Annotated in this window: 15 protein-coding genes; 9 read left to right on the top strand and 6 right to left on the bottom strand. The window is 63.6% G+C overall.

Features of this window, described 5'->3' with window-relative positions; translation table 11 throughout:
• Positions 1-147: 147 nt before the first annotated feature.
• Complete coding sequence (locus TU79_RS08620; RefSeq protein ID WP_057007590.1) at positions 148-1,644, bottom strand: putative bifunctional diguanylate cyclase/phosphodiesterase; 1,497 nt, start codon at positions 1,642-1,644, stop codon at positions 148-150.
• 320 nt (positions 1,645-1,964) lie between these two features.
• Here TU79_RS08620 and TU79_RS08615 point away from each other — a divergent pair, with 320 nt between their 5' ends.
• Together TU79_RS08615 and TU79_RS08610 are read left to right on the top strand one after the other, a co-directional pair.
• Positions 1,965-4,004, top strand: a complete 2,040-nt coding sequence (locus TU79_RS08615) for an NADPH-dependent 2,4-dienoyl-CoA reductase (protein ID WP_057007589.1) — start codon at positions 1,965-1,967, stop codon at positions 4,002-4,004.
• A 54-nt stretch (positions 4,005-4,058) separates the two neighbouring features.
• Complete coding sequence (locus TU79_RS08610; protein ID WP_057007588.1) at positions 4,059-4,949, top strand: 1-aminocyclopropane-1-carboxylate deaminase/D-cysteine desulfhydrase; 891 nt, start codon at positions 4,059-4,061, stop codon at positions 4,947-4,949.
• Positions 4,950-5,056: 107 nt separating this feature from the next.
• Here TU79_RS08610 and TU79_RS08605 read toward each other — a convergent pair whose 3' ends face one another.
• The 3 genes from TU79_RS08605 to TU79_RS08595 form a co-directional block, all read right to left on the bottom strand.
• Entirely contained in the window at positions 5,057-5,617 is a 561-nt protein-coding gene (locus tag TU79_RS08605; protein WP_057007587.1) for a cytochrome b, read from the bottom strand.
• A 114-nt stretch (positions 5,618-5,731) separates the two neighbouring features.
• On the bottom strand, positions 5,732-6,559 hold the full coding sequence (gene phnX, locus TU79_RS08600) for a phosphonoacetaldehyde hydrolase (protein WP_057007586.1): 828 nt from the start codon (positions 6,557-6,559) through the stop codon (positions 5,732-5,734).
• 3 nt (positions 6,560-6,562) lie between these two features.
• Positions 6,563-7,675 (bottom strand): 2-aminoethylphosphonate--pyruvate transaminase, encoded by a 1,113-nt coding sequence (locus tag TU79_RS08595; protein ID WP_057007585.1) that lies wholly within the window; start codon positions 7,673-7,675, stop codon positions 6,563-6,565.
• A gap of 112 nt (positions 7,676-7,787) precedes the next feature.
• Between TU79_RS08595 and TU79_RS08590 the strand changes: the two genes are divergently transcribed.
• On the top strand, positions 7,788-8,645 hold the full coding sequence (locus TU79_RS08590; protein WP_057007584.1) for a LysR substrate-binding domain-containing protein: 858 nt from the start codon (positions 7,788-7,790) through the stop codon (positions 8,643-8,645).
• 100 nt (positions 8,646-8,745) lie between these two features.
• Positions 8,746-9,453, top strand: a complete 708-nt coding sequence (locus tag TU79_RS08585) for a YebC/PmpR family DNA-binding transcriptional regulator (RefSeq protein WP_057007583.1) — start codon at positions 8,746-8,748, stop codon at positions 9,451-9,453.
• A 169-nt stretch (positions 9,454-9,622) separates the two neighbouring features.
• Here the strand turns inward: TU79_RS08585 and TU79_RS08580 are convergent, their stop codons facing one another.
• Complete coding sequence (locus TU79_RS08580; protein ID WP_057007648.1) at positions 9,623-10,924, bottom strand: leucine-rich repeat-containing protein kinase family protein; 1,302 nt, start codon at positions 10,922-10,924, stop codon at positions 9,623-9,625.
• A gap of 40 nt (positions 10,925-10,964) precedes the next feature.
• Positions 10,965-12,056, bottom strand: coding sequence for a cell division protein ZapE (zapE, locus tag TU79_RS08575; protein ID WP_057007582.1), 1,092 nt, complete (start codon positions 12,054-12,056; stop codon positions 10,965-10,967).
• 156 nt (positions 12,057-12,212) lie between these two features.
• Here zapE and TU79_RS08570 point away from each other — a divergent pair, with 156 nt between their 5' ends.
• Genes TU79_RS08570 through TU79_RS08550 form a run of 5 tightly spaced genes read left to right on the top strand, consistent with a single transcriptional unit; the run spans position 12,213 to position 15,142 of the window.
• On the top strand, positions 12,213-12,740 hold the full coding sequence (locus tag TU79_RS08570; RefSeq protein WP_057007581.1) for a Csu type fimbrial protein: 528 nt from the start codon (positions 12,213-12,215) through the stop codon (positions 12,738-12,740).
• Complete coding sequence (locus TU79_RS08565) at positions 12,734-13,276, top strand: Csu type fimbrial protein (protein WP_057007580.1); 543 nt, start codon at positions 12,734-12,736, stop codon at positions 13,274-13,276. The genes TU79_RS08570 and TU79_RS08565 overlap by 7 nt, the downstream gene beginning before the upstream one ends.
• An 18-nt stretch (positions 13,277-13,294) precedes the next feature.
• On the top strand, positions 13,295-13,837 hold the full coding sequence (locus tag TU79_RS08560; protein WP_057007579.1) for a Csu type fimbrial protein: 543 nt from the start codon (positions 13,295-13,297) through the stop codon (positions 13,835-13,837).
• A gap of 2 nt (positions 13,838-13,839) precedes the next feature.
• Positions 13,840-14,328: a Csu type fimbrial protein gene (locus TU79_RS08555; protein ID WP_057007578.1), complete on the top strand. Its 489-nt coding sequence runs from the start codon at positions 13,840-13,842 to the stop codon at positions 14,326-14,328.
• Positions 14,329-14,353: 25 nt separating this feature from the next.
• Entirely contained in the window at positions 14,354-15,142 is a 789-nt protein-coding gene (locus TU79_RS08550; protein ID WP_057007577.1) for a fimbrial biogenesis chaperone, read from the top strand.
• Positions 15,143-15,252 lie beyond the last annotated feature (110 nt).

The raw sequence follows: 15,252 nt of genomic DNA, 5'->3' as shown, positions 1-15,252 counted from the left end.
TGAAGTGCGAATGAGGATACACAGAGTCAGCGGGTTACAGGAATTATTGGGGCGATGCGCAGCTTTTTCCGAGCCCCAATGGCTGCTTAGCCAATGTTGACGCTTGCGCGTTGGAACCACATCGTCCGGCTTGGTTCCTGCGCGGCGTTATTCTTTGCGGCCCGCAAAGGCTTGCCCGCCTGCGATCCATTCACGCAGGGCGTCAGGCGACAGGGGTTTGCAGAAGAAATAGCCCTGGCCCTGATGGCACTGCCAGTCACGCAAGAGCCGGTAGTTCAACAGGGTTTCCACGCCCTCGGCCACCACGGTGAGATTGAGGTTTCGCGCCAGGCTGATGATGCCTTTGACGATATGCCAATTGCTGGTGTCAGGCCGTAGATCCACCAACAGCGAGCGGTCGAGCTTGACGCTTTTGGCGGGAATGTCCCGCAAATATCGCCAGTTGCTGTAGCCGCTGCCGAAGTCGTCAATGGCGATGGCCACGCCCAATTGGTGCAGGCGCATGAGCTGGTGCTGGACGGCGTCGAAGTCGGGAATCAGCACGCTTTCGGTGAATTCCAGTTCAATGCATTGCGGCGCCAGGTTGAACTGCGCCAGTGAGTGGGTCAGCTCATCAATTAGTTGGCCGTCGGTGAGGTCTATCGACGACACATTGAGCGAGACGTTCAGGTGCAGCCCCTGGCTTCGCCACGCGTCTATCTGCTTGCAGACGTTTCTCACCACCCAGCTGGTGATATGGCGAATGGCGGCGGTGGTCTCTGCCAGGCCGATGAATTCGGCGGGCCCGATTTCTCCCAGCACCGGATGCGTCCAGCGCAAAAGCGCCTCGACCGAGTCACAGCGTTTGTCGGCCAGATTGATGCGAGGCTGATATTCCAGGCGCAACTGGTCCGGCGCGAGCAACGCGGATTCGATCGAGTGAAGCAGCATTGCGCTGCGTTGTGCGTGGGCGTCGATGGTGGCGTCGTAATACAGCCATCGATGCTCGGAACGCCGCGCCGTGTCCGTCACGCTGGCCATCAGCCGCACATTATCGGCAGGCGGCGCAGCGCTGGGTCCGATCCTGAGCACGCCGATGCCCACGTCGGCGAACACCGGCACATTTTGGAAGTGCACCGGCCGTGCAAGGGCGGCGGTGAGTCGCTGGATAAGGGCGGGCAGGTCAACCTCGGGACCACCCTCCATCAGCACCGCGAAGCTCAGCGTGCCGGCGCGATACAGGCGTGCATGCCCAGGCAGTACAGCGGCGAGTACATGTTTTACCCCCAGCATGAACTCGACGAAACAGTCCAGGCCCAGGGCTTTTACCAGCCTGTCCATGCCGACTGCGGTCAGTGGCTCGATCAGTATGGCCAGGCGTTCCGGCAGGCCTGCCGCGTCGTTGGCAACGTCGCGTTCAAAACAGTCGCGATTGGGCAGTCCGGTCAGCGTATCGACGAAGTGCTTGTCATGAATGAAGTCCAATCGGGCGGCGGCGACTGCGGCGGCGTTATGCAGGAACAAGTTGTCGTGCTCGCTCATCGGTGCGCGTTTGTGCGGGTCAATCGGCGCCGCAAAATGCGCCGACACCATGGCAATGATGCTGTCGAGCACCTCGTCCACCTCGGGCGCTTGTTTAGTCAACGCTGATAAGGATTTAGGCATTTTTCTCAATCCTGCAAGGGCGATGAATAACAAGGAGCCACGTGGCGGGCACGGCGTCAGGTTATTGCTCGCGATCAATGGCGGCGTCATCTCAGGATGCAGGCGCTGCGCGGTTACCTGAAGTCAGCAAAGTGGATGGGGTTGATAGGTACGCTGAATAAGTGCGCGGGTGGCAGGCAGGTGCTGTGCATTCCGGTTAACAAGTTGTCAGTTTGAGTCATTGAGCGTCAGCCTGTCGCCTCTTAGGCTGTGGGACATAAACCGATGGGGTGTCATTCGAATACCCCACGTCCCGTGATGATCCGTTGTGGAGCTGTACCATGACTGCTGCTGCCTACCCGCACCTGCTGGCCCCGTTGGACCTGGGTTTTACCACCTTGCGTAACCGCACCCTGATGGGCTCGATGCACACCGGCCTTGAAGAAAAGCCCGGCGGTTTCGAACGCATGGCGGCCTATTTTGCCGAGCGTGCCCGAGGCGGTGTCGGCCTGATGGTCACTGGCGGGATTGGTCCGAATGATGAAGGCGGTGTATATGCCGGCGCGGCCAAGTTGACCACCGAGGAAGAAGCGCACCAGCACAGAATCGTCACCCAGGCGGTGCACGCAGCTGGCGGCAAGATCTGCATGCAGATCCTTCACGCTGGCCGTTACGCCTACAGCCCCAGGCAGGTGGCGCCGAGCGCGATTCAGGCGCCGATCAATCCGTTCAAGCCCAGGGAGCTGGACGAAGAGGGCATTGAAAAACAGATTCGGGATTTCGTCACCTGCGCGCGGCTGGCCCAGGTCGCGGAGTACGACGGCGTGGAAATCATGGGTTCCGAAGGCTACTTCATCAATCAGTTCCTCGCCGCCCACACCAACCACCGCACCGACCGTTGGGGCGGCAGCTATGAAAACCGCATGCGCCTGGCGGTGGAAATCGTGCGTCGGGTGCGTGAAGCCGTCGGCCCGAATTTCATCATCATCTTTCGCCTGTCGATGCTTGACCTGGTGGAAGGTGGCAGCAGTTGGGAAGAAATCGTGCAACTGGCCAAGGCCATCGAGCAGGCCGGCGCGACGATTATCAACACCGGCATCGGCTGGCACGAAGCGCGCATCCCGACCATCGCCACCAAGGTGCCGCGAGGTGCGTTCAGCAAGGTCACGGCCAAGCTGCGTGGCGCGGTGCAGATCCCGCTGATCACCACCAACCGCATCAATACCCCGGAGATTGCCGAGCAGATCCTTGCCCAGGGTGATGCGGACATGGTCTCCATGGCGCGGCCGTTTCTGGCCGATCCGGAGTTCGTCAACAAGGCTGCGGCCGGGCGTGCCGATGAGATCAATACCTGCATCGGCTGCAACCAGGCCTGCCTGGACCATACGTTTGGCGGCAAGCTGACCACCTGTCTGGTCAACCCGCGCGCGTGTTACGAAACCGAGCTCAACTATTTACCGACCACCCGCCGCAAAAAAATCGCCGTGGTCGGCGCAGGCCCGGCGGGGCTGGCCGCTGCCACCGTGGCCGCCGAGCGCGGGCATCAGGTGACACTGTTTGATTCGGCGAGTGAAATTGGCGGCCAGTTCAATATCGCCAAGCGGGTGCCAGGCAAGGAAGAGTTCTTCGAAACCCTGCGTTACTTCACGCGTAAGCTGCAAACCACCGAGGTCGAGCTGCGCCTGAACACCCGCATGGACGTCGCTCAACTGGCGGCGGGCGGCTATGACGAGATCATCCTGGCCACCGGAATCGCGCCGCGTACACCGGCCATTGCGGGAGTCGACCACGCCAAGGTGTTGAGCTACCTGGACGTGATTCTCGAACGCAAGCCGGTGGGCAGACGCGTTGCGGTGATCGGTGCCGGCGGCATCGGTTTCGACGTCTCGGAGTTCCTCGTGCATCAGGGCGTGTCCACCAGCCTGGACCGCGACGCGTTCTGGCGGGAGTGGGGCATCGACACCCAACTGCAGGCCCGTGGCGGCGTGGCCGGGATCAAGCCGCAGCCGCACCTGCCAGCGCGTGAAGTGTTCCTGCTGCAACGCAAGGCCTCCAAGGTCGGTGATGGTCTGGGCAAGACCACCGGCTGGATCCATCGCACGGGACTCAAGAACAAGCAGGTGCAGATGCTCAACGGCGTCGAGTACTTGAAGATCGATGACGAAGGTCTGCATATCCGCATCGGCGCCGAGGGCGAGCCCCAAGTGCTGGCGGTAGACAACATCGTCATCTGCGCAGGCCAGGACCCGTTGCGCGAACTGCACGACGGCCTGGTCGCGGCGGGTCAGAACGTGCACCTGATCGGCGGCGCCGATGTGGCGGCCGAGCTGGACGCCAAGCGCGCCATCAACCAGGGCTCGCGCCTCGCCGCCGAGCTGTAAGACCCGGGGCGGGGCGGTGGTAGACTACCGCCCCTTTTTCGCCCAGGTTCCCGCATGGATCCCTTCGACTGGCTGCCCCACGCGCCCCTTGAACCCGTGCAGCTTGATTGGCTGCGCGGCGTCGAGCTTGCGGTGCTGCGCCTGGACCTGATCGACCCGCTGATCAGCGGCAATAAATGGTTCAAGCTCAGCGGGCATCTGGCCCTGGCGCGGCGGGCCGGCGCCAGCGGCCTCATCAGCCTGGGGGGCGCCTACTCCAACCATCTGCACGCCTTGGCGGCGGCGGGCCAGCGCTTTGGTTTTGCCACGGTCGGCCTGTTGCGCGGTCATCCGCAGGACACGCCCACGGTGCTCGACCTCAAAGCGTTCGGCATGCAACTGCACTGGCTGGGGTATGGCGGCTATCGTGCGCGTCACGAACCGGGGTTCTGGGAACCGTGGCACGCGCACTATCCGCATCTGCATGCGGTGCCCGAGGGCGGTGGCGGATTGACCGGGGCGTTGGGATGTGGGGTGTTGGTCGAACAGGCGCGGACGCAGTTGAATGCGCTGGGCTGGGCCGACTATGACGCGTGGTGGCTGGCCGCCGGCACCGGCACCACGTTGGCGGGGTTGGTGCTGGCCGAGGCGGGCGCCCATCCGGTGTACGGTGCACTGGCCGTGCCGGATGACCACGGAGTGGCGCGCACTGTGCAGTCAATCGTGGCGCAAGGTTATGAGCTGCTGGACGCGAGCAGGGGCGGCTTTGCCAAAGTCGACCCCTTGTTGCTCGCGTTTATTGACGCCACGCAGCAGCAATGCGGCCTGCCGCTGGAGCCGCTCTACACCGGCAAGGCGCTGCTGGCGCTGAAACAGCAGATCGAGGCCGGCCGCTTCGCCCCCGGCACTCGCCTGATCTTCATACATACCGGCGGCCTACAGGGACGCCGTGGATTCAATCCCTGATACAACAGCCTGGCAATGTGGCGCAACAAACTGGAGCCTCTGTGGCGAGCGGGCTCTTCAAAGGAATGTGGTTGCCTGAAATCGCTCATGCTCCCGACAGCGGTGTGTCACTCAACCGATTGCCGCCTGCCTGGCAGCATGCGCAACGCCGTGTTATCGCGCATCACATAATGGTGAAAAATCCCTGCCAGGGCATGCAGTCCGATCAGCCAGTACCCGATCTGCCCGAACAGCACGTGCCAGCCCTCGATCTCCTTGGCCAATGCCTTGTTCTCGGCGATCAACGGCGGCAATTCCATCCCGTAGAACATCACCGAGTGCCCTTCGGCGCTGACGATCAGCCAACCGGCGATCGGCATGCCGATCATCAACGCGTAGAGTGCGGTGTGCGTGAGCCGGGCCAGCCAGCGCTGCCATGGCGGCGGGGCCGGGACGATTCTTGGTGCAACCCCCAGGCTGCGCGCAAACAATCGCAGCCACACCAGCACAAACACGGTCAGGCCGAACATGAAGTGCATTTCGACGATCAGCGTGCGTGCACCGCTGCCCTTGGGGAACTGCCCGCGCAATTCGATGCAGGCATAGACCACCGCCAGCAGCACCACCATCAACCAGTGCAGCGCAATCGACATCGTGCTGTAGCGCGAATCGGAATTTTTCCACGGCATCGCTGGTTTCCTCACTCATCAGGTCATGTTTCCGTTCTTTGGCGACGGAGTCCGTTTACTGTATGCCTGATTTCGCCGCAGTGCGCGTCCGCGATGCCGTCATCCTGATCGCTGTCAGGTGCCTTGGGGCACTTCACCGCGCGCCAGGCGCCCGTTGATGTCGGCGATCACCGCCGGCAACTGGGTGATCGTGTCGATCAGATAGTGCGGGCGCGAGCCGGCGAACATCGCCTCGATACGCCTGCGTTCGGCGGCCAGCGTGTCGCTGTCCAGCGCCAGAAACTGCGCGTAGGTCAGGCCCAGCGCATTGCCGGAACAGGTCAGCGCCACGGTCCACATGCCGGCGCGACGGCCTTCGAGGATGCCCGGCACGGTGTCATCGACCTTCACGCACGCCGCCACGTCGTCAATGCCCAGGGCGATCACGTTGGCCAGGGCCTGGGCCGGCCACGGGCGACCGTTGGGGACGTCGTCGGTGGCTACGACGTGGTCGGCGACATAACCGTTGCTCGCTGCCAGGGCGACCACCTTGTCCATGACCTGCCGTGGGTAGCCGGAGCAGGAGCCGATCCTGATGCCCTGCGCACGCAGCGCCGCGATGGTGTCGAGGGCGCCGGGAATCAATGCCGAGTGCTCGGCGATCTTCTCGATCTGCAGCGGCATGAAGCGCTGGTAGATCGCGGTCACGTCCGCATCGGCAGGCGTGCGGCCGACCGCCTGGCGGTAGCGCTCGGCCACCGCCGGCTGGTTGCAGAGGGTGCGGATATGGTCCCACTTGCCCATGCCCATGGGGCCACGGGCTTCTTCGATGGACACCTGCACGCCGAATTCGGCGAAGGCCTCGACGAAGATCTGCGTGGGCGCGAACGAGCCGAAATCGACCACGGTGCCGGCCCAGTCGAGGATCACGGCTTGCAGGGTGTTGGGGGTTTGATACTGCATGGTTCAAGTCCTGTGGATGCTGGTGTGGTGCAGGAGTGCTTCACCGATCGCCGTGACCGCCGCTCGCATGTCCGTGGCGTCGACATGACCAATGCAGCCAACGCGAAACGTTTCCACCTGGGTCAGTTTGCCGGGGTACAGGATGAAGCCACGGGCCTTGACCCGTTCGTAGAAATCCTGGAACCGATAGCGCGGGTCTTGCGGAGCGTGGAAGGTGACGATGATCGGTGCCTGGATGGCGGCCGGCAGGAAGCTGCGCAGGCCCAGGGCGGCCATGCCGTCCAGCAGCGCCTGGCAGTTACTGGCGTAGCGCCGGTGACGCGCGGGCAGGCCGCCTTCTTCGTCAAATTGCAGCAGCGCCTCATGCAGGGCGGCAACCACGTGGGTCGGTGGGGTGAAACGCCACTGGCCAGTGCTGGCCATATAACTGTGCTGGTCGAACAGGTCCATCGCCAGGGAGTGACTGTTGCCCTGGGCTGCGGCCAGCGCGGCCTTCTGTGCGAACACAAAGCCCATGCCCGGCACGCCTTCCAGGCATTTGCCCGAGGCTGCGATCAGCGCGTCGAAGGGTATTTCGCGGGCATCGATGGGCAGCGCGCCGAACGAACTCATGGCGTCGATGATCAGCCGCCTGCCGTGGCGCTCAACCACCTGCGCAATCTCTGCCAGCGGGTTGAGGATGCCGGTGCTGGTTTCGCAGTGGACCAGGGCGACATGGCTGATGCGGCTGTCGGCGTGTAGCAGGCGGTCTACATCGGCGGCGGTGGTTGGGGCGTCTTCGGCGGTTTCGAAGGTGCTGAACGTGCGCCCGAGCACCGCGCAGATCTTTGCCAGACGCTTGCCGTACGCACCGTTGATCAGCACCAGCACCTTGCCGTCACGGGGCACCAGCGTGCCGATGGCGGCCTCGACGGCAAAGGTGCCGCTGCCTTGCAGGGGAATGCAGTGGTGGCTGTCCGCACCGTTGAGAATCGCCAGCAACCGGGCGCAGACACTGGCGGTGAGTTGATTGAAGCGCGCATCCCACGAGCCCCAGTCTTCCAGCATCGCCTGGCGGGTGCGCAGCGAGGTGGTCAGTGGGCCGGGAGTCAGCAGGCGCGGCGCGGCAGTGGTCATTTCAGATTCTCGCGAGGTGTTGGTGTGAACGCTACGGCGCCTAAATTGCAGTTTGGCTTGTCATCAATCAAATTGTTTGTTGTTATGCGAGCCATCAGTGAGGCCGATAACGATGAACCTGTTTCAATTGCGTGCGTTTGACGCCGTGGCCCGCGAGGGCAGCTTTACCCGGGCGGCGGCGCGCCTGTTTATCAGCCAGCCGGCGGTGACCGGGCACATCAAGGCGCTGGAAGAGCACTATCAGATTCCACTGCTGCGCCGCACCGCACGACGGGTGGAATTGACCGAGGAGGGCACGCGCCTGGCGGCGATCACCCGGGCGATCTTCGGCCTGGTGGACGAAGCGCAGACCCTGCTGGAGGCCAATCGCCAACTGCTCAGCGGCCGCCTGGAAGTCGCGGCGGACGGCCCGCACCTGGTGATGCCGATGATCGCCAGCCTGCGTGCGCGCTATCCGGGTATCACCGTGAACCTGCGCCTGGGCAATGCTCAGGAAACCCTGGCGGCGCTGTTGGCCGAGCACGCGGATGTGGCCGTGCTCACCGAAGTGGCGCCGCGCAATGGCGTGCACCTGCAACCCTTGAGTGAGTCGCGCATTTGCGCACTGGTGCCGGCGGCGCACCCGTGGGCGAGCCTGCGCGAAGGTATTGCGCTCAAGCAGTTGCACGATGTGATCATGGTGCTGCGCGAGCCCGGTTCCATCACCCGACGCACCTTTGACGACGCCTGCCAGGTGGTCGATGTGCAGCCCAGGGTGCTGCTGGAACTGGACAGCCGTGAAGCGGTGACTGAAGCGGTCGCGGCCGAACTGGGCGTCGGGGTGGTGTCCTCGATTGAAGTCAGCCCCGACCCGAGGGTGCGCGCGGTGCCGATCCAGGGCGATGGCCTGGTGAACCGGCACCTGCTCGGCTGTCTGCAACGGCGGCGCTCGCAGCGCATGATCCAGGCGGTTTTCGAGTTGGCGCCCTGAGGGTTTTTTGCTGGAAGGAAGCGTGGCTGCGCTATAAACTCTGCCCCCAAAGCGCCGGCCAGTAGACGTTTCGGCGCCATGGACAGTTAGAGAGTGAGTCATGGGCGCACAGTGGAAAGTCAAACATAAAGAAGCGGCATCCAATGCCAAGGGCAAGATCTTCGGCAAGTTGGTGAAAGAAATCACCATTGCCGCGCGCAATGGCGCCGACACTGCCACCAACGCCCACCTGCGTCTGGTGGTGGAACAGGCCAAAAAGGCCTCGATGCCCAAGGAAACCCTGGAACGCGCGATCAAGAAGGGCGCCGGTCTGCTCGGTGAAACCGTGCAATACCACCGTGTGACCTACGAAGGGTTCGCCCCGCATCAGGTGCCGTTGATCGTCGAATGCGTCACCGACAACATCAACCGCACCGTGGCGGAAATCCGCGTGGCGTTTCGCAAGGGCCAACTGGGCGCATCCGGCTCGGTGGCCTGGGACTTCAACCATGTCGGCCTGATAGAAGCCTCGCCGGACAGCCCGGACGCCGATCCCGAGATGGCTGCCATCGAAGCCGGAGCCCAGGATTTCGAAGAGGGTGAAGAAGAAGGCACCAGCCTGTTCATCACCGAGACCACCGACCTGGACGCCGTGCAGAAAGCGCTGCCGGAGCAGGGCTTTACCGTGTTGTCGGCCAAGCTGGGCTATATCGCCAAGAACCCGGTAACCGGGTTGAGCGATGAGCAGATGGCCGAGGTTGAGGCGTTCCTCGAAGGCCTGGATAACCACGACGATGTGCAGGACATGTTTGTCGGTCTGGCAGGCTGATAACTGGAAAACGCAGACCCAATGTGTGAGAGGGGGCTTGCTCCCTCTTATCAAACACAGATTTATTGATTTTAAACCTGAAGTTTCAGGCAGCCACATTCCTGTGGCGAGCGGGCTTTGTGGCAAGCCCGCTCGCCACAAAGGCCCTAAGGGAACCTCCCACAGTTGTTTAGCGGTGTTGGAGGGAATCGAGCAGGGCTTCGATGTCTTCGAAGCCGGGCCGCGCCAGCACATCGGGCTGACAGCAGTTTTTGTGCAGTGCCAGCAGTTCTTCGCTCACCTGCCCGTCAACCCGCTCCAGCAATTCCCCCAGCAACACGCCGAACGCTCGCACTTCGATCCTCTGCAAGGCCCGGGTCTCCAGCGTGTCGGCCTTGGCGTGGAACGACGCGGCACCAAAGTCCCCCAGCAGACACTCCCCGGCTTCATTCCACAGAATATTGTGGCCGTACAGGTCGCCATGGGTGATGCCGTGCCGGTGCAGGTGCGCGGCCACCGAGGCGATTCCACGTGCCATGCGCAATGCCACGTCGAGGCTGAACCGGGTAGCGGGCGCGTAGATGTCGCGGGTGCAGGACGCAAGGCTTGGCAGGGCAGCGAGGTTGCGGTAGCTCGGCTCGATCAGGTCCATCACCAGCGCAGCCTGTGCATCGGGGTGGCCGACCACGCGGCCCCGCACCTTGATCAGGTTGGGGTGCAGGCCGGCGGCGATGCAGGCCTGCATTTCATGCAGCGGCGAGCCGTCGCTGGTGATCGTGCCTTTGTAGAGTTTCACCGCTACCGGCAGCGACTGGGGTTTCCACAACGCCTGGCGGATGATCCCCGAAGCGCCTTCGCCCAGCACGGCGCCCAGTGCCAGTTCGGTCCAGGGAATGTTCGGCGTCGCGTCCTCGCCTGTGAGGTCCGCTGCCATTTCCACCGGATTGCCGGCGTACGCCAGCCAGGTCAGGCTGGGCAGCGCCAGCAGCCAGCGCGGCAGGTGGGTCAGGCGATTGGCGGCGATGCGGATCAATTCAAGGTTCTGACAGTTGGCCAGGCTCTCGGGCAATTGCGCAAGCCGGTTGCCGGCCAGCATCAGTTTTTGCAGCAGCGGTCGCTGGCCGAGCTCGTCGGGCAACTGGCTGATGCGGTTGTCGGTGAGGATCAGCCAGCGCAATTGCGGTGGCAACGCGACGGCCGGTACATGGCTGATCTGGTTGGCCTTGAAGCCGATCATGCTCAACGTCGCGCACTGGCCCAGGCTCGCCGGCAGCTCGGTAAAGGCGTTGTCCGAACAGAACAGCACGCGCAGGCGCGTCAGCCGGTGCAGGTCGTCGGGCAGGCTGCTCAGGGCGTTGCCCGTGAGATTGAGGATCTCCAGCGAGTCGGCCAGTTCGAAGATTTCCCGGGGGAATTCGGTCAGCCCGCAGCACAGGTCCAGGCGCGTGGCACCGGCCAATTGGCCGGCCTTGAGTTGGGCGAGGGTATTCATCAGCGGCGCGGTCACTCGGCAAGGGGGCGTAAAAAGGCGCTCATGATAGCGGCTCGGACGCAGGTTGCGGGCCGGCCTGTTGCAATTGCCCAAGACGGCTGGCGGTGCGCGCGAGGTCAATGGCCTGGCCGCTCATGGCCTGCGCCAGTGACTGCTCACCGATCAGCGTCAGCTGTTTGTCACGGTCGTAGAGCACGTCCACCACATTGATAAAGCGCTGTTGCACGGCAATCGGGCAATCGGCGAGGTGGGGCAGGCCGTCGATGATCCAATGGTCATAGTCCTGGCACAGCAACAGGTAATCCATCACGGCGGTGAGTTGTTCGCACAGGTCGCCAAACGTGAAGGCGATGGTGCGCGACTGGTGGCCGCGGCACTTCAACTGCCGGTTGCCCACCGTCAGGCGGTGCTCGGCGGCGTCCGGCCCGGGCAGGCCAAGCGCCTCGCGTTGCGCCGGCGTGCCCGGCCACAGGTAGTGCCCGCTGGTAAAACGCTGTTGAGCGTGGGCCTGGGGCAGGCGGCGAAAATCCTCGGGTGAACTGACTTCCAGCACCTCCATCCGCGCGGCGATCAGGTCGATCACCGGCTTGAAGCGCTCATGGTACAGCGGGTTGGGCAGCAGACCTTCGGGCGCATAGTTGGACGTCACCAGCACCAGCACGCCGCGCTGGAACAGCGCCTTGAACAGCCGGCTGATCAGCATCGCATCGCCGATATCGTGCACATGGAACTCGTCGAAACACAGCACCCGGCAGCCGGCCAGCAATTCGTCCAGGGTCACGGCGAGGGCGTCGTTCTGCGCGCGGTGCTGGAACATGCCCTGGTGCAGGCGGGTAAAAAACTCGTGAAAGTGCACGCGCTGTTTCTCGGCCAGCGGCAACGCCTGAAAGAAACCGTCGAGCAACCAGCTCTTGCCGCGTCCCACCGGGCCGTGCAGATACAGGCTGCGGGTGGGCTGGTTGGCGAGCAGGTGCGCGGTCTCGCGGCCCATGGCGGCAATCGCGCGGGTTTGCCCGGCACTCAGGGTGTAGCCGTGCTGCGCGGCGTTTGTCTGAAAGAACATCGCGACGGATACGTCGGTGCGGGTGTCGGTTTTTTTACCGAGCAGGCGACGAACCAGGGAACCGGCCAATACAAGTCACTCCAGGGTGCGGTGGTGGCCTACTTTAGGCGACCCGTGCAATCTCGAAAAGCCACGATCCAGGCTAAATCCTTCCTTGACTGGCAGATTCTGCCTGAGTGACTACCCTCATATGCAGGTGTCACCCGCGCATAAGGATGTGGTGTTGTGAATGGACGAGCGGTATTGGCAATCATGGGCGCAATGCTCTGTAACACGGTTTATGCAGCGCAACTTCAGGTTGTGGTGCGTATCGACGTGCAGCGCGGTTGCCAGTTGGTAGGCACCACGCGCAGTGCCGGTGTGGAGCAGCTTGGCGTGCTGGATTTTGGCAGCGGCCCGCGCTTGGACGACCCGGCCGGGCCCCTGAGTGCGGCGCTGATCAGCCAGCGCCAGCCGCGCCTGGAGTGCAACCCCGACACGCCGTATCAGATGCGGGTAGACGGCGGCCTGCACGGTGGTGCCGGCGAAGTGCGCTATCTGGGCAACGCCACCTCTTCAGGCAAAGCCATTCCCTATCGTATTTATGCGGACGCCGCGCGGTTGATCCCGTTGCCGGTGAACGTGCCGGTCAGCGGCCGCGTGCCGGACAGCGGTTCGGTCGACCTGCCGCTCTACGGCCGCATCGAACCGCTCAAGGAGATTCCCGCCGTCGGCCGTTACACCGACCTGCTCAAGGTGACGGTCACATGGTAGGCCGTCGTTTGACCCTGATGGCCATGGGCGGCCTGTGGTTGCTGGCGCCGGATGCCCGGGCGGCGGTGGCCAGCGGCTTTATCCAGGCGCGCATGGTGATCACCGCCGGTTGCGAGGTGAGCAAAGGCACGGACGTGGCCCCCGTCAGTCCGACTGGCGGTACCTCCATGCTGGATTTCGGTAGTCAGGGGCCCACCTGGAGCAACCCGTTGGCAGCCGGCATGTCGGCCGGCGACAACGCGCCGTTGATGGTCGCCTGCAACCCGACGGTCGCCAGCTTTACCGTGACCATCGACGGCGGCACCAATGCCGTCGGCACCACTCGGCGCCTGAGCAACGGGCGCCAGACAATCGCTTATCACCTGATGGCCGACCCGCTTGGGCGTATTCCGTACAGCATCGGCGAGCAACGCAGTTTCGTCGCCAGCAATGGCACGCAAATGACCATCCCGGTGTGGGGCGCCGTGGTGGCCAATACCACCGCCCTCCCGGCTGGCACCTACACCGACACATTGACCGTGACACTGGATTGGTAAACCCAAAGGATGACTCTCATGTACCCACTTGTATCGCGAATCGGCGTCTGCGCCCTGGGCCTTGCGATGGCCTCCAGCCTGAATGCGGCCACCACCGTCACCGGGCAGATCACCTCCAGCCTGACGTTGATCGCCAGCTGTCAGGTCAACGGCTCCGGTGCCGCCACGGGGCTGAACTTCGGTGCCTTGAACTTCGGCACTATCAACAGCCTGTTCACCAATGCCGACGCCCAACTGCTGGGCGGCACCGGCACCGGCGGAGCCTTGTCGATCCTGTGTTCGGCCGGGACCACGCCCGCAGTGAAGGTGCGCGCCGGTGCCCATGACGGCGCTTCACAGGGCGGCACCCGTGCCTTGGCCGACGGCGCCGGCAACTTTGTGCCGTACGATTTCTACACCGACAGCGGGCATTCCGCGCTGCTGGCAATTGACGGCGTGGTGACCCTTGCCGCCAGCACCGGGGTGGCGCAAACCGTCGCGCTGTACGGTCGGGCAGTGGGCAAGCCGGGGTTGCCGGCGGGCACCTACACAGACACGGTGGCCGTTGAACTGACGTTCTGACCATGTGGCGCACCGCGTTGCTGGCCTTCGGGCTGGCGCTGCCGTTGCCGTTGTCGGCGGTTACCAACCAGAGCTTCCAGGTGAGCGCGACGATTACGCCGGGCTGCCTGATCGTGGGCGGTGGGGTCAATTACGGTTCGCTGAACTACGGCAGTTATTCCGCCCTGGCCACCAGCACCGTGACAGCGGCCATGACCGGTGGCATCACCCTGCAATGCACGCCGGGGGTGGCACTGAGCGTGAGCGTCGACGGCGGGCTGCACAGCACCAGCGGGCGCAACCTCAAGCACAGCAGCGGCAGTGCCCAAGTGGGGTACCAGTTATTTCGGGATGCCGCATTCAGCCAGAGCCTGGGCGTGAGCCAGAGCGTCAGCGTGAGCTACAGCGATGCAAACAACATTCGTCTCCCGATCTACGGGCGGGTGGTACTGCCGGGCAATCAGCCGAATGGGACGTACAGCGACACGTTGCAGGTGCAGCTGTCTTGGTAGGGATTTGAGTATGAGGAGTGGTTTTATGCGTTTACCTTGCCGGCGCTTGTGCGCCGTGGGTATTGCCTTGGTCGCCGCGGGTATGAGCGGGCTTGTGCAGGCTGCAAGCTCGGTGTTGATCTGGCCGATTGACCCGGTGCTGGAGGCCGATCAACAGGCCAGCGCACTGTGGCTGGAAAACCGTGGCACCGAGACCGCCAACCTGCAGGTGCGCGTGTTTGCCTGGAGCCAGCAGGGCTTCGACGAGCAGTACCAGAACCAGCGCGATGTGATCGGCAGCCCGCCCGTGGCAAGGATCGAACCCGGCCAGAAGCAACTGGTGCGCCTGACCCGTACCAAGGAAGTACCGCCGGGGCAGGAGCAGGCCTACCGCATCATCATCGATGAAATTCCTTCCGCGCTGCAGGTGCCCACGCCCCCGGAAGGCAAGAACACCGCAGCGGCGATTCGCTTCCAGATGCGCTATTCGGTGCCGTTGTTCGCCTACGGCGCGGGCCTGTGGAGCAAGGAAGACGCGACCCGCCAGCGTGACCCCAAGGGCGCGGGCAAGCCGGACCTGAGCTGGCACAAGGTCAATGTGGCCGGGCGCAGCTACATCGAAGTGCGTAACCAGGGTGCCGTGCATGCGCGGCTCACTGACGCCTCGTTCAAGCAGAACGGGCAAACCCGTCCGCTGGTCGAGGGGTTGCTCGGCTATGTGCTGCCCGGCGCGACCATGCGCTGGCCGGTGCCGGATGCCGTGTCGGCCGACCAGCCGTTGCAGGTACGGATCAACGGCGCGCCGCAACTGGAGAGCCTGGCGCCCAAGCGGTAAGCGTAATGCAGTGGGACGGGCCGTTGCCCGGGTGTTAACAGGAGGGAGATGTCCATTGAAGGACGCAACGCCATGGTGAGCTGTGGTCAGACTCGCAGCATATGGCTGTC

This window comes from Pseudomonas trivialis (genome assembly GCF_001439805.1).
In the GTDB taxonomy this organism is placed as follows: domain Bacteria; phylum Pseudomonadota; class Gammaproteobacteria; order Pseudomonadales; family Pseudomonadaceae; genus Aquipseudomonas; species Aquipseudomonas trivialis.
The sequence above is the reverse complement of the archived record's forward strand: the minus strand, read 5'-3'. Positions and strand labels throughout refer to the sequence as shown.